This is a genomic window from Treponema sp. OMZ 788, from assembly GCF_024181245.1.
Taxonomy (GTDB): domain Bacteria; phylum Spirochaetota; class Spirochaetia; order Treponematales; family Treponemataceae; genus Treponema_B.
Window position 1 is genome coordinate 1771311 of sequence record NZ_CP051199.1, and the last position, 23935, is coordinate 1795245.

At 40.2% G+C, this 23935-nt stretch carries 21 protein-coding genes and 2 pseudogenes; 7 read left to right on the forward strand and 16 right to left on the reverse strand.

The genetic code is table 11. The features are described from left to right. Positions 1-23 precede the first annotated feature (23 nt). The 3 genes and pseudogenes from pnp to E4O00_RS08700 form a co-directional block, all read right to left on the reverse strand. A pseudogene (gene pnp / locus E4O00_RS08690) lies at positions 24-2122 on the reverse strand (polyribonucleotide nucleotidyltransferase). 114 nt (positions 2123-2236) lie between these two features. Next, the gene (rpsO, locus tag E4O00_RS08695) at positions 2237-2506 is read right to left on the reverse strand and encodes a 30S ribosomal protein S15 (protein WP_253676983.1); all 270 of its coding nucleotides are present in this window, start codon (positions 2504-2506) and stop codon (positions 2237-2239) included. Between the two features lie 3 nt (positions 2507-2509). After that, positions 2510-3355, reverse strand: a complete 846-nt coding sequence (locus E4O00_RS08700) for an FAD synthetase family protein (RefSeq protein ID WP_371922728.1) — start codon at positions 3353-3355, stop codon at positions 2510-2512. Between the two features lie 101 nt (positions 3356-3456). Between E4O00_RS08700 and E4O00_RS08705 the strand changes: the two genes are divergently transcribed. Continuing rightward, positions 3457-5016 carry an NAD-dependent epimerase/dehydratase family protein gene (locus E4O00_RS08705; protein WP_253676985.1) on the forward strand — a complete coding sequence of 520 codons (1560 nt, stop codon included), beginning with the start codon at positions 3457-3459 and terminating at the stop codon, positions 5014-5016. Positions 5017-5032: 16 nt separating this feature from the next. Here E4O00_RS08705 and E4O00_RS08710 read toward each other — a convergent pair whose 3' ends face one another. From E4O00_RS08710 to glmS, 10 genes are all read right to left on the reverse strand, one after another. After that, positions 5033-6640, reverse strand: a complete 1608-nt coding sequence (locus E4O00_RS08710) for an ATP-binding protein (protein WP_253679705.1) — start codon at positions 6638-6640, stop codon at positions 5033-5035. Positions 6641-6731: 91 nt separating this feature from the next. Beyond that, positions 6732-7664, reverse strand: coding sequence for a magnesium transporter CorA family protein (locus E4O00_RS08715; protein WP_253676986.1), 933 nt, complete (start codon positions 7662-7664; stop codon positions 6732-6734). Positions 7665-7702: 38 nt separating this feature from the next. Beyond that, positions 7703-9049 carry a CCA tRNA nucleotidyltransferase gene (locus E4O00_RS08720; protein WP_253676987.1) on the reverse strand — a complete coding sequence of 449 codons (1347 nt, stop codon included), beginning with the start codon at positions 9047-9049 and terminating at the stop codon, positions 7703-7705. Between the two features lie 66 nt (positions 9050-9115). Then, positions 9116-9964, reverse strand: a complete 849-nt coding sequence (locus tag E4O00_RS08725; RefSeq protein ID WP_371922691.1) for a hypothetical protein — start codon at positions 9962-9964, stop codon at positions 9116-9118. A gap of 113 nt (positions 9965-10077) precedes the next feature. Next, on the reverse strand, positions 10078-10518 hold the full coding sequence (locus tag E4O00_RS08730; protein ID WP_253676989.1) for an Hsp20/alpha crystallin family protein: 441 nt from the start codon (positions 10516-10518) through the stop codon (positions 10078-10080). Between the two features lie 273 nt (positions 10519-10791). Then, positions 10792-11532 carry a ribonuclease III gene (gene rnc, locus E4O00_RS08735; RefSeq protein ID WP_253676990.1) on the reverse strand — a complete coding sequence of 247 codons (741 nt, stop codon included), beginning with the start codon at positions 11530-11532 and terminating at the stop codon, positions 10792-10794. 23 nt (positions 11533-11555) lie between these two features. Beyond that, positions 11556-11792, reverse strand: a complete 237-nt coding sequence (gene acpP, locus E4O00_RS08740; RefSeq protein WP_253676991.1) for an acyl carrier protein — start codon at positions 11790-11792, stop codon at positions 11556-11558. Between the two features lie 13 nt (positions 11793-11805). Next, complete coding sequence (rpmF, locus tag E4O00_RS08745; RefSeq protein WP_002670496.1) at positions 11806-11994, reverse strand: 50S ribosomal protein L32; 189 nt, start codon at positions 11992-11994, stop codon at positions 11806-11808. Positions 11995-12117: 123 nt separating this feature from the next. Then, positions 12118-13497 carry a methylaspartate mutase accessory protein GlmL gene (glmL, locus tag E4O00_RS08750; RefSeq protein WP_253676992.1) on the reverse strand — a complete coding sequence of 460 codons (1380 nt, stop codon included), beginning with the start codon at positions 13495-13497 and terminating at the stop codon, positions 12118-12120. A 32-nt stretch (positions 13498-13529) separates the two neighbouring features. Continuing rightward, positions 13530-13949: a methylaspartate mutase subunit S gene (glmS, locus tag E4O00_RS08755; RefSeq protein WP_253676993.1), complete on the reverse strand. Its 420-nt coding sequence runs from the start codon at positions 13947-13949 to the stop codon at positions 13530-13532. 125 nt (positions 13950-14074) lie between these two features. On the opposite strand from glmS, the gene E4O00_RS08760 reads away from it, so the two are divergent. From E4O00_RS08760 to E4O00_RS08775, 4 genes are read left to right on the forward strand one after another with little or no spacing between them, the layout of a single operon-like run. Further along, the gene (locus E4O00_RS08760; RefSeq protein ID WP_253676994.1) at positions 14075-14335 is read left to right on the forward strand and encodes a hypothetical protein; all 261 of its coding nucleotides are present in this window, start codon (positions 14075-14077) and stop codon (positions 14333-14335) included. Next, positions 14325-15293, forward strand: a complete 969-nt coding sequence (locus E4O00_RS08765) for a TRAP transporter TatT component family protein (RefSeq protein WP_253676995.1) — start codon at positions 14325-14327, stop codon at positions 15291-15293. The genes E4O00_RS08760 and E4O00_RS08765 overlap by 11 nt, the downstream gene beginning before the upstream one ends. Before the next feature lie 2 nt (positions 15294-15295). Beyond that, positions 15296-16324, forward strand: coding sequence for a TRAP transporter substrate-binding protein DctP (dctP, locus tag E4O00_RS08770; protein ID WP_253676996.1), 1029 nt, complete (start codon positions 15296-15298; stop codon positions 16322-16324). Positions 16325-16339: 15 nt separating this feature from the next. Further along, positions 16340-18187 (forward strand): TRAP transporter large permease subunit, encoded by a 1848-nt coding sequence (locus E4O00_RS08775; RefSeq protein ID WP_253676997.1) that lies wholly within the window; start codon positions 16340-16342, stop codon positions 18185-18187. Here the strand turns inward: E4O00_RS08775 and E4O00_RS08780 are convergent. From E4O00_RS08780 to E4O00_RS08795, 3 genes and pseudogenes are all read right to left on the reverse strand, one after another. Then, positions 18184-18612 carry a hypothetical protein gene (locus E4O00_RS08780; RefSeq protein WP_253676998.1) on the reverse strand — a complete coding sequence of 143 codons (429 nt, stop codon included), beginning with the start codon at positions 18610-18612 and terminating at the stop codon, positions 18184-18186. The genes E4O00_RS08775 and E4O00_RS08780 overlap by 4 nt on opposite strands. Before the next feature lie 109 nt (positions 18613-18721). Further along, positions 18722-19918, reverse strand: a complete 1197-nt coding sequence (gene xseA / locus E4O00_RS08785; protein WP_253676999.1) for an exodeoxyribonuclease VII large subunit — start codon at positions 19916-19918, stop codon at positions 18722-18724. A 1-nt stretch (position 19919) separates the two neighbouring features. Then, positions 19920-22326 (reverse strand): annotated as a pseudogene (locus E4O00_RS08795) (Lon protease family protein). A 33-nt stretch (positions 22327-22359) separates the two neighbouring features. Between E4O00_RS08795 and E4O00_RS08800 the strand changes: the two are divergent. Beyond that, on the forward strand, positions 22360-23445 hold the full coding sequence (locus E4O00_RS08800) for a hypothetical protein (RefSeq protein WP_253677002.1): 1086 nt from the start codon (positions 22360-22362) through the stop codon (positions 23443-23445). A gap of 55 nt (positions 23446-23500) precedes the next feature. Then, the gene (locus E4O00_RS08805) at positions 23501-23914 is read left to right on the forward strand and encodes a bacteriohemerythrin (protein ID WP_253677003.1); all 414 of its coding nucleotides are present in this window, start codon (positions 23501-23503) and stop codon (positions 23912-23914) included. Positions 23915-23935: the final 21 nt, after the last annotated feature.

Genomic DNA, 23935 nt, shown 5'->3' on the forward strand with positions numbered 1-23935 from the left:
TAAATCGGCTCATGCTTCTTTTTTTATTTTGAACGATCTTCAAGAGCATCAATATAAGAAAGATTGAGCCTTCCGAGCTTATCGATTTCCAAAAGCTTTACAGGAATTTCTTGTCCTTCTTTAAGCACATCAGAGACCTTTTTCTACTCTGGAGCGAGAAAGCTTTGAAATATGGCAAAGCCCCTCTTTTCCGGGAAGGATTTCGACAAAGGCACCGAAGTCCATAATCTTCTTTACAACTCCGTCATAGATTATGCCTACCTCAGGATCGCTTGTGATACCCTTAACGATGAGTTTTGCACCCTTGAGGTCGGAAGAACCGTCCTTGCCGTAAATGGTTACCGTTCCGTCATTTTCGGTATTGATTGTTACGTTATACTTATCGGAAATAGCTTTTACATTCTTTCCGCCGGGGCCGATTAAAGCTCCGATTTTGTCTTCGGGGATGGTCATAACTTCAACCCTTGGAGCATATTGGGAAAGCTCCTCGTTAGGAGCGGAAATACACTGATTCATTATACCGAGAATGTGCATTCTTCCTTCTTTGGCCTGAGCAAGGGCATTTTTCATAATTTCAGGCGAAACACCTGCAATCTTTATATCCATCTGGAAGCCCGTAATTCCGTCGGCCGTACCTGCGACCTTAAAGTCCATATCGCCTAAGTGGTCTTCTTCCCCGAGAATGTCGGAAAGAATGGCGTAGCGGTCATTTCCTTCGGTGATAAGACCCATGGCAATACCTGCAACAGGCTTTTTCATGGGAACACCGGCATGAAGCATGGAAAGGGTTCCTGAACATACTGTAGCCATCGAAGAAGATCCGTTCGACTCCAAAACTTCAGAAACTACGCGGACAGTATAAGGGAATTTTTTCTCTTTCGGGAACCATAGGATAGAGGGAGCGGTGAGCAAGGTTACCGTGCCCGATTTCTCTTCTTCCTGTTCCGAGTCTTCCGACCTCTCCTACAGAGAAGGGCGGGAAGTTATAGTGAAGAATAAAGTTTTCTCTTCTGTCGCCTTCGATATCATCGTATATTTGTTCGTCAAAGACTGTTCCGATTGTTACTACCCCCAAGGACTGGGTTTCGCCTCGAGTAAAGACTGCCGAACCGTGGGGCCGGGGAAGAACTCCGATTTCGCAGGTTATGGGACGGATATCCTTAGTTCCTCTTCCGTCAACGCGCAAGCCCTTGTCCAAGATGTTTGTTCTTAAAATATTATATTCCATCTCTTCAAAGAGGGCATTAAAAAGCTTCAGCTGAATTTCGTCTTCAAGCTGCTCGGCATATTTTTCGGCCAATTCTTTTTTTACTTTGTCCGATTCTTCGCGGCGCTCCATCTTTGTGGAAAGATAGAGGGTCTTGCTTAAGCGGGGGAAGGCTTCGTCATAAATGGCCTGTTTGTTTTCAAGCTCGGCTTCAAGGGGAACTAGGGGAAGTTTTTCTTTTCCTGCAAGTTCGCGCAAGTCTTCCTGCATCTTACAAAGAGCCTTGATCATTTCATGGGCCTTTTCCAAGGCTGTGAGCATAACCTCTTCGGAAACTTCGTTAGCGCCGCCTTCAACCATGGTAATGCCTTCCTTTGTTCCGGCAACTACAATTTCCATATCGGCAGTTTCAATTTGGCTGAAGGTCGGGTTTATGATGTATTCGCCGTTTTTATAGGCAACACGGGCAGCTGCAACAGGGCCGTCAAAGGGAATGTCCGAAATATGAACAGCCGCAGAGCTTGCAATAACTGCAAGGATGTCGGGCGGATTTATCATATCGGTCGAAATGCAGGTAGGAACCAGCTGAATCTCTCTTCCGAATTCTTTTTTAAATAAGGGGCGCATGGGCCTGTCTATAAGGCGGGATACAAGGATCTCTTTGTCCTTGGGTCTACCCTCCCTCTTTATAAAGCCGCCGGGGATTTTTCCGGCTGCATAATATTTTTCGTTATAGTCAACCGTTAGGGGGACATAGTCTAAACCTTCCTGAGCCTGTCCCGAGGCGCAGATTGTAGCTAAAATTGCGGAACCGGCATATTCCGCATAAATAGAACCGTTGGCCTGTTTTGCCAAATAACCGGTTTCTAAAATTAAATCATGTTCGCCGATTTTATAAGTTACTCTTTTTCTCATCTTCTTCTCTTTCAAAATTTCTTCTTTAAAATTAAATCAATTTTAAAACTCAATAAATAAAGATAAAGGTACAAGGAAAAGTCATAATACAAACAGCCCTTGTACCTTATCAAACTACTTTCTAAGGTTAAGATCTTTAAGAATAGTTCTATAACCTTCAATGTCTGTTCGGCGATAGTATTTAAGCAAACTGCGCCTGTGACCTACCATGCTGATCAAACCTCGTCGGCTGCTTGCATCTTTCGGATGCACTTTGCAGTGGCTTGTCAACTGGTTAATTTTTTCGGTCAATAAAGCAATTTGCACCTTTACATCACCTGTGTCTTTTTCGCTTGCACCGAATTTCTTTACAATCGATGCTTTTTGTTCTTTAGTAACTGCCATTACTTACTCCTTACAAATAAACTCTATGGTGTCAAAATTATTTAGGTTTTTTAGGTCAAAGGCCTTTGCAGCCTCTTCGGTAAAGCTTAAAAGAATACAGTCGGCATTTACAAACAAATGAGCTTCTTGTTCTTTTCCGTCTACCTTTCTAACCAACACCCTATACTTCCCGCTTTGCGGAAGAATCTGCGATATATATGCCTTGGGAGCAAAAATATTATTCTTGTCCTTTACCTCCCACGGCAAACTTACGAAATCAAATAAAAAAGGATAACCTAAAAGATCTTTTGCAAGGGAAAAATCCCCTAAACCTACAGCCTCCCTGATAGCACTTGAGCTAACCTTAACGGGGCCGTGATTCATGGGATCGATGGAATCAAAGCAAAAGCCTTTCTGAGGGGCTATTTTCTTTAAATCGGCAGCCCCTAATCCTCGGCGATATCCGCATAAAAAGTCGCTGCCTACAGCCAAATACTTCATACGGATAGTCTTTATAAGAATATCAAAGAACGCAGTTCCTTCTATTTTAGCAAATCCTGCGGAAAAGTCAATAAGTACAATGAAATGAAAACCTAATTCCTGAAACTTTTTTAATCTAAGCCTCAATGACGAAACATCCCCCGCGTAAGCCTTATTTTTAGATGCTGCAGGAGAACGGAAAAAAGTAACAAGCCCCGGAATAAGGGCTTTTTGAGAAGCATAATCCAAGACCCGTCTTAGAAGTTCGTCATGGCCTTTGTGAGGACCGTCAAAGCCTCCGACACTAATCGCTGTTTCTTTTCCTTCGGGGAAAACACACGAGCCTGATTCAACAAGCTCATCCCACGAAATTATTCTAAAATCATCCATTACTACGGAGGGGATTATATCTTTTTTTTTGTTTTGTTTCAAGTAGCAGTTCAGAATATCGGGGGCTTGAAAAAGTAAAAAAAGTCTTATACTATACACAAATGAAAAAGACAATCTTAATTACCGGAGCATCCGGCTCAATGGGCTCTGAAGTCTTAAAACAAATTGCCGAAACCGGAAAATACAATATAAGAATTATCTTACGCGAAAAAAAAGCAAACCGCCGATTGGCAGCATCTTTGCAAAAAAAATACCGTGAAAACTTAAAAATTATCTTCGGCGACATATCTATCTTTTCAGACTGCGAAAGAGCCGTCGAAAGTGCCGATTATATAATACACTGTGCAGCAATGATTCCTCCCGTAATAGACCACAATCCTGACGAGGGCTATAAATCAAACTTTTTAGGCACCTTGAATTTGATAAATGCCGTAAAAAAGCTGCCTTACAAAAACAAGGTCAAGTTTATCCATATAGGAACGGTAGCCCAATACGGAAACCGCACATTTAAACACCCATGGATAAGAACAGGAGACCCGCTATTGGTTTCAGCTTTTGACTTTTACGGGGCTACAAAGATTATGGCCGAACGGGAGGTAATAGAGTCGGGATTAAACTATTGGGTTTCCTTGAGGCAGTCGGGAGTTTTATACGATGACATCATGCTTAAAAACATGGATGACGGCCTCATGTTCCATACAGGCTGGAACACTCCAATCGAATGGGCAACAGCCCGCACCTCAGGCCTCATGCTGAAAAAACTTATCGAAAAAGATGAAGACGGAACCCTGCCTGAAGATTTTTGGAAAAGAGTTTACAATATAGGAAACGGAAAAGAAGCCCGTGTGACAGGTTATGAAACCCTCGATAGGGGCTTTAAGCTCATGGGCAGATCAGTAAAGGATGTTTTTAAACCGCATTGGAATGCGGCACGAAACTTTCACTGCGGCTGGTTCTACGACTCCCATATTTTAAACGATTATCTTGATTTTCAATATGAAGGTTTTGAAGACTTTTTTAAAAAGCTAGATAAAAAGTTTTGGTATTTTAAACTGGGAAAACCCTTTCCACGTCTTATCAGAAAATTTGCCATAGAACCTCTTTTAAAAACCAGCAACGCCCCTCTTTATTGGATTAAACACAATTTTGAAGGAAGAATAAGGGCTTTTTTCGGCTCAAAAGAGAGCTTTGATAAAATTCCTCAAACCTGGGAGGACTATAATCTCTTATGCGAAAATAAAAATCCCGAAACGGGTGAAAACCTGGACTATAGTGAATTAAAAGAAGAAAGCAAGGCTTCATCCTTTTTGCTGAATCACGGCTATGATGAATCAAAAAAAGAAAGCGAACTTGATATAAGCGATGTAAGGGAAGCTGCCCGCTTTAGGGGAGGAGATTGTTTAAGCACCGAAATGAAAGAAGGAGACCTTTACACTCCGCTTGAGTGGAAATGTGCTTTCGGGCACAAATTTAGGGCAAGCCCCTTTCTTGTTTTAAAAACCGGACACTGGTGTCCCGAATGTGCGTGCCCTCCGTGGAATTTTGACGAGCAGGCGCAAAAATCGCCCTTTTATGCTCAAGTTTGGTATGATGACCACAGCCACGATGAAAGTAGTTTTTATGACAAGGACTGTTTTAGGGATATTTTACACCGATCATAATTTTGATTAAATTCGGCTATACATCTTCAATAATCCACTCCCCGACGGTCTTTTCTTCCGCATCAAAGCTGACACCGATTAGCACGATTTTTTTGTTTTCTGCCTTGAATCTTTCGGCATAGTTTTTTTCTTTGATTTGTTTTAAGGCGGCAGCGGCACCTTCTTTTAGCTTAAACTCAAAGATGTAAATGCTTGAGTCAGTTTTTATTACGGCATCCGTTCTTCCATTGGAAACAGGAGTTTCAAGCTCGATAAACTGTCCTAAAAGAGCAAAGACCAAGTATACGCACACTTGAAAATTGTGCTCCCTCAAGGCGATGCTTTCACCGCTTTCTTTTTTTACGGTATCATAGGGGAGGCTTGCCATTATCGACTTTAGCCTTTGCATAAACTCCTCTACCCGGCCCGCGATTATATCCCGATAAAATTGAGCTATGCAAAACGGCCCTTCCGCATAAACTACATTACAATAGTTCGGGAAAAGATTATACAAAAAGCCGTAACGAACCTCGTCATTCGGGAAGCCGAGCCTGTAAAGCTGCAAGAGCTTATCATAGCCCTTTATCGTTAAATAACCTGCTTGAAACAATACGGGTATTTCCGAGCCCGCCTCAGCCCTGTAATCGGATAGTCCAGCCGAAGTCATCTCAACATTGCCGTCAAGATTGGGAATGTGATAATCGCTCCGCTTTAAAGAATTTACCAAAAATGTAGGCGTTCCCGTCGCAAACCAATAATACTCAAATTGATTCCCGAAAAATACATTTAGTAAGCTGAAGGGATTGTACATTCTTTCTGTTTCAGGCACAAAGCAATAGCCGTCATATTTTTGCTGTAAGGTTTTGATACAGTCCTCATAGCTTAGCTCATTTGCTTCGGCTAAGTCCCTTATTTCGGGCTCAAAGGTTTTTAGCAGCTCTGTATGAGTTATTCCGCAGATGCCTGAAAATTGAGGGACTAAACTAATATCGTTTAAGTTGTTTAGATCGCTGAATATGCTGACCTTGCTGAATTTTGTCACTCCCGTTAAAAATGCAAGGCGTATATATTGGTCGGAACTTTTTAAAACGGAGTAAAAGGATTTTAAGACGGCACGGTACTCATCATTCAAAGGCTGATTTTCCATAGAATATAAAAGAGGCTTATCGTACTCGTCTATCAGTACAACTACCTGTTTTCCGGTTTTTTCGTAAGCTCTTTTTAATAAAGCAGAAAACCTTTTTGCATAGGACATCTCTTCAGGCTCTAAATTATATTCCGCCTCCTTTTCTTTTAAAAATAAATGCAGGTTTTCATTTAGAGCTTCAATACAGTCATATTTTCCGACATTAAAGTCCAAGTAAAAAACGGGATACTCCTGCCAAATTTCTCTTTTACCCTTTTCGGCCTCTTCAAGTTTTTCGATCGCTAGGCCCTTGAACAATTCTTTTTGGCCTAAAAAATAGGCTTCTAATGTCGAAAGAAAAAGGCTCTTTCCAAACCGCCGAGGACGGCTTAAAAAATAAACGCGTCCTGTAGAAGCTAACTTATAAACATATTCAGTCTTGTCAACATAGAGATAATTATCATTACGAAGTACCTTAAAACTCTGTACGCCTATCGGCAGTTTTCTACTAAAATCCATCATATCTTAAGTTTAGCACAAGCAGTATAGCTTGTCAATTATAGGCCGATGCCGTTGAAGATAAGTAATTTAAGCCTTCAACTAAGGATTTTTATATCAGTTTTTTCTTCTTAAACCAGGCTAATCCTAAAACGACAATTGCAACGCTCAAAAGTATTACGGAAAGATAGCCGTATTTCCATGAAAGTTCGGGCATATGGGTAAAGTTCATGCCGTACCAGCCTACTACAAGGGTGAGGGGAAGAAAGATTGTAGTTACAACCGTAAAGATTTTCATAATCTTATTTAGGTGCAGATCTAGCTGGGCTTGATAGGACTCCCGCAGCTGATTTGAATACTCCCTCAAAATACGGATATTTGCTCCGTAACGCTCTACCCTTTTTGAAAGAAGGTTTATAATTGTTAGCTCTTCTTCGGTAAAAATCTCGTTTTCGTTTTCAGCCAATTCTTGGCAAAAATCTTCCAGCTGATCGTAATAGCTAAAGAGGGTTAAAAGCTCGTTGTTTATATTCGAAAGCTCTGTTTCAAAGTGACTGTCTTCTTCAATCTTTTCCCAAACCCTCATTTCAAGCTCAGCTATTTTTTTTCTAAAGCGGTGATAAACACCTGCATGGGACTTGATAAGCTCCTTAAAAAAGCGGTTCAAAATACGAGGAATGTTTCTTTCCCTAACTATAGTTTGCTGTAAGGCAGCTTCAAAGGCTTTTTGTGTGGAATAGTCCTTGTCAATAATTTCTATGGCCAAAAAAAGATTTTTTGATATATAAAGACCTATAGTATCGCGGTCTTTAAAAATATTTTCCATTTCGACTATGTTTATAACGCCGAAACTGTAGTCTTCCCAAACGCCGAGGGTGTTTTGCTGTGAAAAATCGCTGCACTGCTCGATAAAAAGAGGATCTAGATCTAAGAGGCTTTGCAGCTCGATAAGTTCCTTAAATTTTATGTAGCCTGCAACAGGGCCGGTTATTTTTTCGGTCCGAGGATCAATCGGGGTTAATTCCGCATCTAATTTTACAAACATAGCTTAACCTATCATATTTTTTATATTATATCAATAATTTAGCTCAAATTTGCGTTTATTGCTGCCGCAATTTTTAAAAGCTGTGCCTTGGTATTTTGTGCAGGGTCTTCAAGGACTGCCTCAAAGAGCTTTTGTAAGATTGTTCCTAGCTTGGGTCCTGCCTCAATTCCGATTTCCATTAAATCCCTGCCGCCTACAGCCAGGTCCTTTAAGCTGAGGGCAGATTCTTCGGCTATGACCTTTTCAAGCCGTTTTTTAAAAGAAACCAAGTTGCTCAAATCGGGAGCCCTTCCTGTCATCCCGAAACCGTCGGCCTGCCTCAAATCGAAGAGGTTGGGTATATTTTCGGTTCCGGCTCTTACGATAAAGCGGCGGACGGCAGCATCGCTCCAATCTTCCGTATAATGGAACATATGGAGCCCCACAAGATGGCAGACATCTTCGATTTCCTTATTAGAAAATTTTAAACGCTGCATTATTTTTTTTGTAAGCCTTTCCGATTCTACCTCGTGCTTATAAAAGGTGTAGTCCCCGTACTCATTTTTTTCTCTGGTGCTCACCTTTCCTATATCGTGGAAGAGGGCAGCCAGCCGTACAATAAGATTATCTTGCGGAGCGGCATCGCAGCTTAAAAAACTGTGGTCAAGCACATCGAAGGAGTGCACCCCCTTTTGCTCAACTCCTCGGCAGGCTGCAAGCTCAGGCAAAAAAACTTGTAAAAGTCCTGTTTCTTCCAAGAGCTTAAAGGAAATTATAGGATGCCCGCTTAAAAGCATTTTTACGAATTCGTCCCGAAACCTTTCTATCGAAACTTTTTTGCACACTTCAATACTTAAAGGAATCGCCTTTAAGGTTTCTTCTTCTATTTTAAATCCCAGCTGTGAAGCAAAGCGGATTGCCCTGATAGGCCTTAGGCCGTCTTCGCCAAAGCGGTCAAGGGGAGCCCCTACGGTTTTAATAATCTTTGCTTTTATCGACTTTACACCCTCAAAGGGATCTACAACGGAGCCGTCCTTTAAAGAAACGGCTATCGCATTCATCGTAAAATCCCTGCGGCTTAAATCTTCTTCGATAGAACGCACATAGCTAATGCTGTCCGGCCGCCTTCCGTCAGAATAATCGGCCTCGCAGCGGAAGGTGGTACATTCTATTTTTTCGCCCTTATACAAAATAGTGATTGTACCGTGAGCTATCCCCGTCGGAATTGTCTTTCGGAAAAGGGACTGAACTTCCTTGGGTTCGGCATCGGTCGCTATATCGTAATCCTTGCACGGCTTTCCTAAAACCCAATCCCTCACGGCTCCGCCAACAAGGTAGGCCGAAAAACCGGCATTTGATAAAATAGAAGCAACTTCTCTCATTTTTTGTGAAATAGGATAACGCATAGGGATTCGAGTTTACACAAAAACTTATGGTCTGTCTATAGGCTTTTTTGCTATTATTTTCAAGCCTCAGTCATACATCGCAGGAACTAAAAGATTAAATTCCAATATTGTCTTAGCACCAGGGATTATAATTTTATATATTCCCCTCCTCAATTTTTTAGTAAAATTTACCTTTGAAAGATTGATGCTCTTTATGCAAAAAATATCGTCTACATAGATTTTTTTTCCTCCGTATTCGGGAAGAATTTGAATAAACTTTTTTTGAAAAACATCCTTATCCATTTTTTTAATCTGAAAAACCGGAATAGACAGGATGATATTTTCTTTTTCAAACAACAAAATGTTTACATTAAAATTAACGGCAGAATATTTCCTTATTTCGGAAGCCTCATTTAAAAGACTCTTCGACCTTTGTTTTAAACCTCTTTCCAAAAGACCTCCTTTTTTATTCTCCAAAAGGACAGCCCTATGCTCAATAAAAAGTGAAATTAGAAGATGGTTTGATTCGGAATTTATCCCTATAGGAGAAAAAAACGGAATAGGCTTTTTTGCAAGGTCTTCTTCAGAGGCAGATTCCAAGTAACCTTCGGCTTGGGTCTTATAAAATTCCTCTATAACCGCATTCGGAAGAATGTTTTTTACGGCTTCAGAAAAAATTTGAGGGGACAGAATGGATGAGCATAAAACAAAGAGGTATGAAAGGTTTCCGTCCGTTTGAATATAGGCATCGATAACCACCGCTCTGGCTTCGACACAGGCCAAAGAAATTCTCATACGCAATACCTCTCCTTGTTCGCTCATAAAATTCTCTTGTACGGAAAAAAATTTTAAGCCGTAAAGGAATTCCCTGCGCAAAAGCGAATTGCTCAATACCGAGAAGTTGGAATTTTCATATTGTCTATATACGGAAACCATCGATAATCTTATCGGCAGTTTTTATAAAAAGCATTATAAAAAACTGCGTTCTGCCGTAAGGCAAGTCATACGGCAGAACGCAGTCCGCTAGTTAACAGAGGTAAAATTCAATCTTATGCAGATTTAATTTCAATTTGTTTGGGCTGAGTATCCGGCTTTCTCGGAATATCTACAACCAAGACCCCGTTTTCAAATTTTGCAGAAACTTCATCAGGATTTATATCCTCAGGCAAGGTAAACCGCCTCATAAAATGCCTTGTGCTTCGTTCCCGTATGATGTACTCTGCACCCTTATCTTCCTTTTGTTCGTTTTTGGAAGAAGAGATTGTCATGAGCCTATCCTTTAAGCTGATCTCAACATCTTTTTCGGTATATCCCGGAAGATCCATTTCCATGACATAGGCCTTCTCTGTTTCGCGGATATCCACGCTGGGCATTCCGCAATTTGCATTCTTGATCGGAGCAAATACTCCAAAATTGGGAGCTAAACTCCTATCAAGGGCATCAAACACGCTGTCCGTAAAGGACGGACTAAAAAGACTTAAACTATTCATAAAGCACCTCCTGCTTATTATTTGTTTTATTAAGCTATTCAAGCGGTTTTTATTAACCTGCCTTTTAAGCTTCACTTATATACAAGCAATTTTTATGCCAAGATGTAATAAAAAGCTGTACATTTCGGCACAATTTTATAACTATATATTCAATATAGAATTATAAAATTCAAAAGAATAAAATTAAGTGATTTTTAAATTTTAAGAATAGAAAAATATAAATGAAAGAGTGACAAAAAATACTATTGTGCCAAAATTTCATCTTAAATAGAGTTATTTTGACACAGTATAGTCTGAAGAGAGGTCTTCATAGGCCACTTTTGCCACAGACTGCTCTGCTTCTTTCTTTGTTTTACCTGAAAGAGGCCCGTAAACCTTCCCGCTTATCGACACGGAGAACCAAAATGTGCGGTCATGGTCGGGGCCGCTCGCCTTTTTAAGCTCGTACTTGGGAACTGTTTTAAATTTCTTCTGAACCAATTCTTGGAGGAGGGACTTATAATCGCTTATAAACTTTTTTTCTAAAACCGAATTGATTGTAGACTCCAAAAGTTTTAGGACAAATTTTTGAACATACTTAAAGCCGGAATCAAGATAGTAAGCACCGATAACCGCTTCAAGGGCATCGGCAAGGATGGCTTTTTTTTCTCTGCCTCCGGACATTTCCTCTCCCCGGCCCAAAACCAAGTACTTACTTATGTTTAATTCAGAGGCAGCCCTGGACAGAGCCTCTTCGGAAACGGAGGAAGCCTTTATCTTTGCAAGCTCTCCTTCCGGTTTATCTTCAAAGGACTTATAAAGATAGGAAGCTGCAACAAGCCCAAGGACGGAGTCCCCTAAAAACTCTAGGCGTTCGTTATTTGCGTGGAAATTATTATGTTCGTTGGAAAAGGACCTGTGATGGAAAGCAAGATCAAGCAAGCGTAAATCTTTAAACTTCAATCCCGCTTGCTTTTGGAACTCAAGGAGCTCCTGCTTCCTCTTGGGTTCAAGACCGCATCTTATCGGAAACAAAGAGCTGCTCCTTAAAACAAAACTTATTTTTGCTGAGATTTGATAAATTCATAGGCGTCTCGGACAGTTTCAAACTCATTTGCTTTTTCGTCCGGGATCTTAATACCCATATCTTCTTCGAGAGCATAAACAAGTTCATAGGTGTCAAGACTGTCGGCACCTAAATCTTGCCGGAATGAAGAATCCAAGGTAACCTTATCTTCCTCAATTTCCAACTTTGCTGCAATTAATTGCTGAATCTTTTTGAATAAATCGTCCATAAACTATCTCCTTTTAGTCTAATTTATCGGGGTTAATAACCTGCTTGCCTTTATAAAACCCGCATTTGGGGCATACATGATGAGGCATAATCAGGTTACCGCATCCGGAACACTCAACAAGATTTGGCGCTTGTAAACGCATATTAACACCGCGTCGGCGTCTTGTTCTAGCTTTTGATGTATTCGCTCTTGGTACAGCCATACTCAATCCTCCACTACAAAATATCTAAAATTAAAAGCGTATCTGCCGCACCGCTGCGGCCCTGTTATACATTTAAGGGTTCATATTACAATAAAACCAACAAAAAGTCAATACAAAACGCCCCTATACCAAATGTTTTTTCATTATCCTGATAGCCATATCCGGATCTTCGGTGGCCAAAAGCCCCATAGCCGACAAAATATATTCTTTATCAAGGAGAAATTGCGGATTTTTGGGTTTTAAGCTAAAAGGGTCATCCTCACGGAACTTGCAGGCTTCCATAATTTCCTTATAGTTAGGATTATAAACTAAAATTCCGCCCGTTCCTATTATGTGTCTAAGATCAGTTAAATCCTTTCCTTCTTGCTGAAAGCTGGCTCCGCAGCCGGTGTAGACAGGGGTTAAAACTCCTACATGGCGGCTCATAGAAACATCGGCACAAACCTTGGCAACGGCACAATCAAAGGCCAAATCTTTTTCGTTTTCCGAAATAAAATCGGTGTGCTCGTTTCTTTTTTTGACTTCTTGTTCAATATTGTACTTATATTCTTTTGAAAGGTAGTGACGGAGCCCGTGAGGACCTTGAACATCAGCAACTGTAGGAAGGGAGTAGCGCATACCTAGGTCGCCTTCAACCGTCCGTTTTAAAAAGGCTTCAGGAAGACCGTATAAAAAGACCGAGCCTTGCGTCGGTTCCCCTTCGGCAGCGGAATGAACATCGGTTGTAGCCCCTCCGATATCCAAAACTATTATATCACCCAATCCGTCTTCATCTTCGGTACCCTCTGAAAGAGTTTGGGCAGCCTTTAGGACGGCGGCCGGTGTCGGCATCAGTATGTTATCGATATTGTTTTCAACATGGGTCATGCCTTTTGCATTCACAATATTGTTCATAAAAATACTTCGGATTGTTTCCCTTGCACTTTCAACATTGAGCTTGTTTATCTTGGGCATTACATTTTCGGCCAAGTGAAAATCGACCTTATCCTTAAAAATTTCGATGATTTCGTCTTCTGCACTTTTATTGCCGGCAACAACCACAGGAACCTTTACCCCGTAATCGGCAAGCATCTTTGCATTGTGAACTATACAGCGTGAATCGCCGCCGTTTGTGCCGCCTGCCAAAAGGATGATATCGGCATTGGAATTTACTATCTCCTCTGCCTCGCTCTTATTGAGGTTGTGGCTGTAAGTATGGATTACCTTGGCTCCGGCACCTAGGGCAGCCCTTTTCGCAGCCTCGCTTGTAAGCTCTGGCACAAGGCCTATGGCGATAATCTTTAAGCCGCCGGCAGCCGAGGAGCAGGCAAGACTTTTTACTACAGTATAGTCCTTACCGACCTTTTGGTGTAAAAGAGCCAAGGCATTATTATAGCCGATCATAACATCGGTTTCTACAGTCGTATAGGCCTTTGCCGTACCCACTATATCTTCTTTTTCGATATCCACAAGGGTTATCTTCGTATTCGTGCTTCCAAAGTCAACAAATAAATAACAGTTCATTTTAAGTAAATCTTAAAGTTAAATATTAAGTCCTATGCGTGATCAGGAAAGTCAGCATGTAAATCTTTTATCGTCGTTTCGACCGGTGTTCCCGGCGGATAAACGTGATCAAAGCCCATAGCGGTAAAACGCTTGTGCACCTCGTTGAAATCTTGTTTACCTACAACAATGTTTCCGCCTACATAAAGCTTGATACCTTTCAAGCCTGCTTCATCGCATTTTTCACGTAGCCCCTTACAATCAAGCTCTCCCTGACCGTAAAGCGAGGATACCAAGATTGCATCCGCATTTGTTTCAAGAGCTGCATTTATAAAGTCTTCTTGCGGACTTAAAACGCCTATATTGGTTACTTCAAAACCGGCCTCGGTCAAGGAGTAATCCAAAATCTTGTTTCCGACAGCATGACAATCAGAACCTATTACGCCCAATACAAGTTTTATTTTTCTTGCCATATTCCGCCTCCTAAAAAATTTATCGTGTTAGGGGTTAGTCTATTCTTAAAATTAAGATATGTCAAGTACGCTAAAAAGACAAAACGCTTCTTGTAAAAATTGTAAAAATCGGGTATATTATCTTCATGTCAGAAAATGTATCGGAAATTACGGACTGGGAAATAAAAAAATTTAACGAACTCTTTGATGATGAAATACGAGTTTTAACCAGAAGACGAGCTAATTCTAAGGACTGCACCATCGAAGATATTCAGGGAACCTTAGATGCCCTTTATATTCTTGAAGGAAACAATATTGGGGGGAGAAGTAAGGTTCATGAAATAGCTCTTTCAGCATCTATTGCTGCCTATGAAAAATTTATAGAGGATTGGAAAAATGAAAAATAAGATTATCTTTATGCTGCTCCTTCTAGTCAGCCTGATTTTTTCTTCTTGTTCGATAAAAAAGATGGCCTACAACTCGGCAGCAAACGCACTGGCTCCTTTACCGGAAAAAAAAGTAAAACCGGACACCGATGCTCCTAATCCGGTTACGGCCCTAACGGGAGAAGAAGATGCAGAGCTTGTCGGAGAGGTTTTTCCCATTATTTTAAAGCTATATGAGGGAATGCACATTGCAAATCCTTCGCATCGAGGACTTGCCATAATGACGGGCGAGCTTTATATAATGTATTCAAATGTCTTTGTGGAAGGCCCTGCCAACTACCTGTCTGATGATGAATACGATAAAAAGGATAAGGCCTTTCTAAGAGCAAAAAAATTCTACAAAAGAGGATATAACAAAATCCTCTCAGCCCTAAACACGGCCTATCCGGGATTTACTGAAGCAGTAAACTCAGATAATGCAGAAAATATAGAAAAAATGCTAAAAAAATGCAAACCTTACGACACAGAAGCCCTGCATTGGGCAGGAGCCGGTATTTTAGCGGCCTTTTCCCTTGACCCATTGGATATTCAAAGTTTGCAGGTCTTGCAGGGAGCCGTCTTAATGCTTGAAAAGGTATGCAGCCTTGATCCGGCCTATTCAGGAGGAGCAACATGGGAAATTCTTGCAAAATTTTATGCCTCAGCACCGGAAAGTTTAGGCGGAAATATTGAAAAAGCCGAAAAGGCCTATAAAAAAGCCCTAGAACTATCCGAAGGAAAAAATCCTTCAATATATGTAACCTATGCCCTTTCTTTTTGTGTACCTAAGCAGGACAGTAAGGGATTTGATGAGGCAATAGAAAAAGCCATGGCAATAAATCCGGAATCTGATCCGAATAATAAGCTGGTAATCGGTATTTCACAAAAATATGCCGGTTGGCTAAAAGAAAATAAAGATATGTTTATATTAGGAGAATGAAAATGAAGAAAAAATTATTGTTTTTGTTTTTTGCAATTATAACGGTTTCAGGCATCTTTGCTCAAAAGAAAATTGTTTTAAAGATTGCAAGCAGTGCTCCAGCTAGGACACCTTGGGATATCGAATTAAAAAAGTTAGCCCAAGAGTGGAATAAGATAACCAACGGACTTGTAAGTGTCAGGTTTATGGACATGACTGTCCTTGGAGGAGAAAAAGCAGGGGTCGTAAAGATGAAACCTTCCCGCCCGGGGCAAAGACCCCAAATAGACGGAGCTATTCTAAGCCCTGTAGGCTTAAATGAGCTTGCACCTAATGCAAAAATTTTTACCCTCTCTCTCCCCTTTTTAATCCAAAACCAAGAAGAACTTGATTTGGTTTTAAACAAATACGGATATGCCTTTGAAAATGAAATTCAAAAAAACGGCTGTAAGCTTGTAACATGGTCGAATGTAGGCTGGCTTTCTTTCTATACAAAGGATTCTTATTCAAATCTTGATGAGCTAAAAAAAATCAAGATGATATGCTCAAACGACACAAAGGATTTTTCCGATGTTTTAAAAATATCAGGTTTCAATGTATTACCTGTAGATCCTGCAAAATTCACACAGGAGCTCAAAGCCTCAGGCGGAGCAAAAAGTTTTGCATCTGTTTCTATCCTTAGTTACACGCTCAGGCTATATAAGGATGCATCCTATATGCTTGATGCCCGTCTATGCCCCATAATGGCCGGCTTTGTTATGTCGGACGAATCCTGGGCTCTTATACCGGATCAGTACAAACCAGCAATGTTAGAAGCTATGGATCGTACGACAAAAAATTTAAATGCAGCCCTTGAGGACATGGAAAGAGAATATGTAAAAAAAATGAAGCAAGAAGGTATAAAAATAATAAGTCTGAGCCCTCAGCAAAAAAAGGACTGGACACAAGAATTTTATGAAGACATGAAAAAAGTTCACAAAATAATGCCGAACCTTATAAATATAGAAATATACGAAAAAATAACAAAAGAGCTTGAAGCATACAGAAAATAAGTATATGATATTCGAATGAAAAAGATAGTTACAGGTTTTATTTTAGCACTTACGGCAGTACTTCTTGTACTGCCCTTTCTAAGCCGTATAGCAGCCGCCTTTGGAAATAGTAGTTTAGAATTTGAAAGACTTATTGTTCAATTAGTCTTTGTTTTTTCCTGTCTTGCAGGTATAATCACTACAATAGAAAAAAAACAGCTTAACATAGAAGTTTTTACTTCCAAATTCGATAAAAAAATTCAACTAATTATATCTAAAGTTTTATCCTGCCTAAATATAGCCGTGCTTACAGCCGTATTTTTATCGGTATTCCCGAACTACAATATGCTTTCTTCAGAAGACCATGTTTTAAAGATCCCCATAAAAATTTTCTTCTCTGCCCTGCCTCCAATGTATTTTGCAATGCTCGTATTGGAAATAAAAAGAAGCAGGTGCATAGTTTCTGGTATATTAGGGCTTTTATCGGGATTTTTAATAAGCACAGGCTCTGTTTTAGGTCTTTTAAATTTAATATTCGATACATGGTATCCAGAAATTAACGATTCCGGCTTTACCCTAATTTTAAGCGATATTTCCATTTTTGTGCAATCCTTTTCGGCGAATTGGATATGGGTTATCGTTGTACTGTTTTCAGTATTCAGTCTTTTTGGGATGCCTCTTTACATTGTGCTTTCAGGCCTGGCATATTTTGCCTTTATGACAACAGGCGGATATGTAGAAAGCATTCCAATGGAAACCTATAATATTTTAACCGATACATCAATAGCGGCAATTCCGCTATTTACGGTTGCGGGATATCTTTTGGCAGGAGGAAGTGCAGGAAAGAGGCTCTTGGACTTTGTGCAAAACTCTGTCGGATGTATAAGAGGCGGAGTCGTAATTGCAGCCGTATTGGTTGCAACATTTTTTACAACATTCACAGGGGCATCGGGAGTAACCATCTTAGCCGTTGGAGGAATTTTAAGCGTAATTTTAACGGGATCAGGATATTCCGAAGATGACTCGGAAGCCCTTATAACGGCCTCCGGTTCGATAGGCCTTTTACTGCCTCCAAGTCTGGCTGTCATCGTCTATGGAGCAACCAATTTTATGACAGTCAATATCTTTGACCTTTTTAAAGGAGCCGTTATTCCCGGAGGCCTTTTAGCATTGTCGATGATTGTCATAGGAATCATAAAGGATAAAAGCTCAAAAAGAATTAGGTTTTCAAAAGAAGCCCTGATGCAAAGTTTTAAATCGGCATTTTTTGAACTCCTCCTCCCTCTATTAATAGTCATAGTATATTTCGGAGGATATTTTACCCTTTTTGAAACTGCGGCTTTTACTGTTGCATATGCGTTTGTACTTGAAGTGTTTATCAGAAAAGATTTTAATATAAAAAAAGCTTTCGATGTTATTTTACAAAGCATACCGGTGGCTGGCGGAGTTCTTGTAATAATAGGAGCTGCAAAGGGATTAGCCTTATTTTTGGTATATGCAGGAATCCCCGAAATACTCTCGGAACTTGCAATTACCTTTGTCGGTTCAAAAATTTTATTCTTACTGCTATTAAATATTGTGCTATTGATAGTAGGCTGTATTATGGATTTATATTCGGCTATCTTGGTTGTATCGCCGCTTATAATTCCTGTTGCCGAAAGCTTTGGTATACACCCGGTCCATACCGGAGTTATATTTTTGACAAACCTAGCTCTCGGCTTTTTAACACCTCCCATCGGAATAAACCTTTTTATAGCAAGTTACACATTTAAAAAGCCTGTAGTAAAAATAGTAAAAAGCATACTGCCCTATCTGGCTGTTCAATTTGTTATATTGCTTTTAATTACATATATTCCATGGTTCAGCACGGTCTTTGTAGATTAAACCCGGCTCTTATATTTTACGGCTATTATTGCACCCAAAATCATCAGATGCCTTGAAAGTTGTGAAAGGTAATTTAGTACGGACATTGTACTTGTAAAAATATTGCCGTTTATAGGGCCGATAATATCTATTAAGACAATATTTACAATCCATAGAATCATAAATACAATTAGTATTACATTGGTCAGGCCGATTTCGCCGGAAAAAAATTCCACAATCAAAAATACGCCGGCAATTAATTCGGCTACAGCCAATGTTATTATAATAATCGTTGTTATTGTCTGGTTTTTAAAAACAGCATCCAAAAGAGCAACAGCCTGTCCCAACTCTCCTGCACTTGAGCGGATTAAGCCTAAAACACCGGCAACAATCAAAAAGAAAGCTAAAGCGATCTGCAGCACAACAAGACCTACAGTTCTTTTCATAAGAACCTCCATAAATTAAAAATAGGAGCTGTCAAACACTCCTTTTTACCTTATCGGAAAATGAAGCTGCTTGCTGTAGAGATAAATAGGATGTTTATTTATGGGGGCTTTAACTACCCGCCTTTTTTACCTCGGCTTCTATTTTTCCCTTTGAAGGCTGAATCAAAAGTTTTTCTCCTTCTTTGACTTGCGAAAAGGAGCGGATGGTTTTACCTGTTTCGGCATTACGCACAATGGAGTACCCCCTGTCCAAAATCGCCTGAGGATTTGCACCCTCCAATACCTTGTTTAAAATTAAAAGCCTTTGTCTAAATTCTCGGCACCTATCCTGCATACCGGCAAGGATTTCTTCCTTTGCATTGTCGAATCGTGCAAGAAGGGGCTGCTGAATATTTCTAAAGCGCAGTTCCAAGGAATCGGGCTTAAAATTATTCAGCATGAGCCTTATCCTTTCGATGCGGTTTTCTATATTTTGCGTGAGGTCCTCGCGGTTTACTGCTATGGAGTAAATTATATCATTTAAGACCGGAGCAGCCAGCTCTGCGGCAGCGGAGGGAGTGGGAGCCCTCATGTCGGCAGCAAAGTCCGATAAGGCCCAGTCTATTTCGTGGCCTACCGCAGAGATGACTGGAGTTTTGCAGGCGGCTATAGCCCTTACAAGCTCTTCATCCGAAAAAGGCAGAAGGTCTTCCAAAGAGCCTCCGCCCCGCCCTATTATAATGACATCGCCCAAGTTTTTTTCGTCGGCAATTTTTAACTGCCTGATGAGGGCGGGAGCGGCATCTTCGCCCTGCACTATCGCCGGAAGAACGGTTATGCCTATTTTTTCGTTCCGTCTTTTTACCACATTGATAATGTCCCTGACTGCGGCTCCCGTAGGGCTTGTAATTACTGCAATGCGGTTCGGAAAATAAGGCAGCGCTTTTTTCATTTCGGAATCGAAAAGCCCCTCAGCGGCGAGCTTTTTTTTACGCTCTTCAAGCATTTTTAAAATATTGCCCTCGCCCGCAAGGCTCATTTCCTCGATAATAATCTGATAAGAACCGCGCTGCTCATATACCGAAATTGCTCCTTCCGCTTTTACGGTCATACCGTCCTTGGGGACAAAGCTCAAAGTTCGGGCCTTTCCCTTAAACATCACGGCCTGAATTGAAGCCTTATCATCCTTTAAAGTAAAATAGAGGTGGCCGGCCGCCGAGGGGCGGAAGTTGGAAATTTCGCCCTCAATCGAAACATAGCCGAAGCCTCTTTCCAAAAGCTCTTTTATCTGTAAAGTAATTTCATATACGGAATAAGTTTGCACCATCTTAATTTTTCCTCAAAGAAATTTCATTGACCTTTTTGTAAAAATCTTCAAGCCTTTGAGAAATCATCCAAGTGTACATCTCTTCCTGAAGCCCCGATAAAAGTTTTATCCCCGCATCGATTGTCTTGATTGTCCAAATATTGAACTTACCTTCCTTTACGGCTTCCCTAACTTCCTTGGATAAAAACAAATTGTTTTTATTGCTGAACGGAATCATAACGCCCTGCGTGCCTGTAAATCCTAAAATCTTACAGGTATTAAAAAAACCTTCAATCTTTTCGGTAATTCCGCCTACGGGCTGAACCATGCCGTGCTGATTCAAACTTCCGGTAACGGCTATATCCTGCCTCATCTCAAAGCCGCCTATCGCAGAAATAAGGGCTAAAAATTCGGCACAAGAAGCGGAGTCTCCGTCGATGTAACTGTAGGACTGTTCAAAACAGATACTTGCAGAAATTGAAAGAGGAATATCCTTTGAAAACTTTTCCCGCAAAAGAGATGTTATGATAAGGTGGGCCTTATCGTAGATTTCACCCGAAAGGCCGGCTTCCCTTTCGACATTTATAATTCCGCCCGTTCCCGGCGAGGCTTGGGCTGTAACCGACACCGGCACGCCGAAGGAATGATAGCCCCTCTCCTCTACAGCGAGGCCGTTTATCTTTGCAAGTTTTCTGCCGGAAACATCTATTAAAATTTCGCCCAGCTGAACCATCTCGGCAAATTTTTTCTTCAGGAAGAGCATGAAGGTAGTGCCGCTTTTCGATTGTGTCATTTAAGACGGCTGCACAAATGGCATCTTTTTTTTGCTGCCGTGCATTAAAATCGGCTTCGATTATAAGATCCGAAATTTTAGTAAATTGGGCTGTAAGCAAATGGCGGGAACCCGCAAGCTCCGAAGCGTAGGAAATCAAACGGCTGTATCCCGAATCATCGAAGCTGAGAGCTTTTTTTTCTTTACACAGATGATCGGTAAGATGAATAAGGGATGCAATATTTTTATCGCTTTTTTGCATAACGGAATCGAACTCCGCACATACCTTAAAGAGCTTATAAAAGTCGGGATCTTCCTGATAAAGAATATCGTAGGTATATTCTCCTCCGATTATGATTATCTTAAAATTTGCAGGTAGAGCTTCGGGCTTAAAAACACTCGGGGTATGGTTCCCGGAAGGAGGCATCTGTATTTCGATTTTACCCGACTGCAAAACTCTTTTTAAATACGACCACGAATCATCTTCTTCAAGAAGATCATGGAGGCGGATAATCAGGTAGCCGCCGAATGCCCTGTGGACGGCACCCTCCCTTATACGCAAGTGTCCGTTAATTTCGGGGGCATCCGAATCGGAATGAGACTCGATAGTTCCGAACAAATTGGTAAAACTCGGCAGATTTTCATTTATTACATAATTTTTGTCCTTATTATTTTCACAAATAAGATTGATAAGGTAACGCCCGAAAAAATTTTTCTTTATCCTGGAAGATTTAAATTCCGAGCTGTAGATATTCATTCGGCTGATTAAATCTTCTTCCGTCTTTTTTAAAAATAAAAGAATCTTTTTATTGTCTTCAATTTGTTTGGGGTTATCATACTTTTCAGCATAAGAATCTACAAGTTTTTTTAATGGAGCAAGGGCTTCATTAATTATCGGCATAACGGCATCTTTTTGATGCTTTACAAGCTTTTCATCCATCTCAATTCTTTTATCCCTTAAAAGAGAAAAGAGCTCGGACATTTCATCAAGAGATGCATAGTATTTTTCACGCAAGGCAGCCAGCTCCTGTTCGCTGAATTTTTTTCTGGCAGCCTTGGATTGAAGCTCGCTAAAAGAAATCTCTTTTCCTTTTATGATGGGAATTAAATCCACTGATTGATTATTTTCATCCTTTATCTGCAGCACCTTGAAGCCTGTGTGCAGCATTTTGGATTCGAATTCCGTTAAGAGCATATTTTCTTCATTGTCGGCTTGCGTAATTATCTTTTTTTGGTCGGCTAAAAATCCTTCAGATTTTAAGAGGGCTAAAGTTTGAGTATGAATCCGGCCTACAGCCTTTTTTATTTTTTTGCGGAAAAGGCGGCCTTCTCCGGCAGGAAAAAAAAGGGCAATCGGCTCAATCGGCCGGCTGAAATTGTAAGCATAGGCTATATCTTGAAGTTTTGCAAAATTTGGTTTATAATTCCTCAAGAGAGATGATATAACGGTTCTTCGGCCTGTTCCGGGTGCACCCATAACAAAGATGTTATAACCTTCGCCCTCAATACCTAGGCCCAGTTCAATTGCCTTAAGAGCACGGTCTTGACCGACTATAGTTGAGTCGGCTCCGTTATTTTTTAATTCCCTGATTTTAGATTCGGGAAAGGAAAAGTCCAGTTCATCGAGGTTTAATTTTTCTGCAGCACCGTCTGTCATGTAAGCTCCTTAAATTTTACTTGTGAGGATTCTATGTCTGATTTTTTTGTCAGCGAAATACTTGTTTTAATTTTGTTGATTTTGCCTTTGATTCGTCCTTTTTCAAAAGCTCTTAAAACAGCTGACGCAATCTCAAGTTTACCCTTTGCCTCTTTGATAGTCCTAATTTTTGTAATTATAGGCCAAGGTTTAATCTTCTCGCTAATCCCCACAGCACTAATAGTCATAATCTGTATTATAACAGAATTTGAAAGATTTGTAATGTTTTTAAGGCAAGTTCCTAATAATTTTTACACAATTCCTTCGATTTTGTTAAGAATTTTCCTCCTGGTCCTGCTAGGAGCATCCTTTTTTGCAGCTTTTTATTTTTCGCCTGAAAGAGAATATACCGTATTTACCTCTCTTGCCGAAAAAAAAAGCATTTCTTTTATTGAAAATGATAATGAAGAAACGGCCGCACTGTATTATAAGCCGGAGCCTTGCCGTAACGAAAAAGAAGCCGTAATAATAGTTCCTCCTTTTCCGAATGAAGAATATATCGGAACATTTGAACGCTATCTTTTAAATGAGGGCTATAAAACAGCAAGCTTATCTATAGAGAGCAAAAACAAATACAGACTCAAGCGTTCAGAGCAATTTTTTTCTGTCTTCGATTCGGTATTTAAGACGAATACCGCAAAAAGCGGCAGCAATAAAAACTTGGACTTAAGGATGTCTAGTCTTATTCGATTCTTTGGAGATACAGAACTTTTTTTGCTTGCAGAAGGAGCTCATATTGAAGAGCTTTACGGCTACTATATAAAAAATCAAAATGCCTTTTCAGGAGCCTTTTTTATAGTTGCTGAAGGAGCCCCTTTTCCTAAGGATTTAAAAGAAGGCACATACGCAGTCTTAATAGAAAAGGATTTAAAGTTTTCTGAAAACATCGCACTTTTTCCTGTTTGCATTTTTATTCAATCAAAGGAAGGTTTAGCAGGTTTAGGCGACATAAGGGGAAACGATATTCTTGCAAGCCTCTTACTCGGCTCATCGAGAGACTTAGGCCGGCAAGACAGGATTAACACAATAAAGGCCTTTGAAAAATGGCTTAATTTAAGAGCGAGCCGTACAATAAAGTAATTTGAATTTTACTTATAAAATATAATGCCGATAATTTTTCTTGAGGTGGTTTTTTATGGATGATTTTGTTTCATGGGATGAAAGCTATGATTTGAATATTGACCAAGTAGATAAACAACACAGACACTTGGTCGAGCTCATAAACGATTTATATCGGGCCTGTTTAGGCGAAAAAGGAGCATTGGATGAAACCTTCCGTCATGTAATGAAGAACCTTGTAGATTATGTGATGATTCATTTTAAGGACGAAGAAAAATTGATGGCAGAAATTAACTATCCCGGCATACAAGAACATAAGCAGCACCATGAAGATTTTGTGCGTGAAATACTGCATGCCGTAAAAGACTATCAAAACGGAAAACAATTTGTTGCAAACACATTTGTGCGTTTTTTAAGGGATTGGCTTTTTAACCATATCCTAATTTCGGATAAAGAATGGGCAAAATTTTATTTTGCACATAAAAAGTAAAATAAACCGCCTAGGCAAATT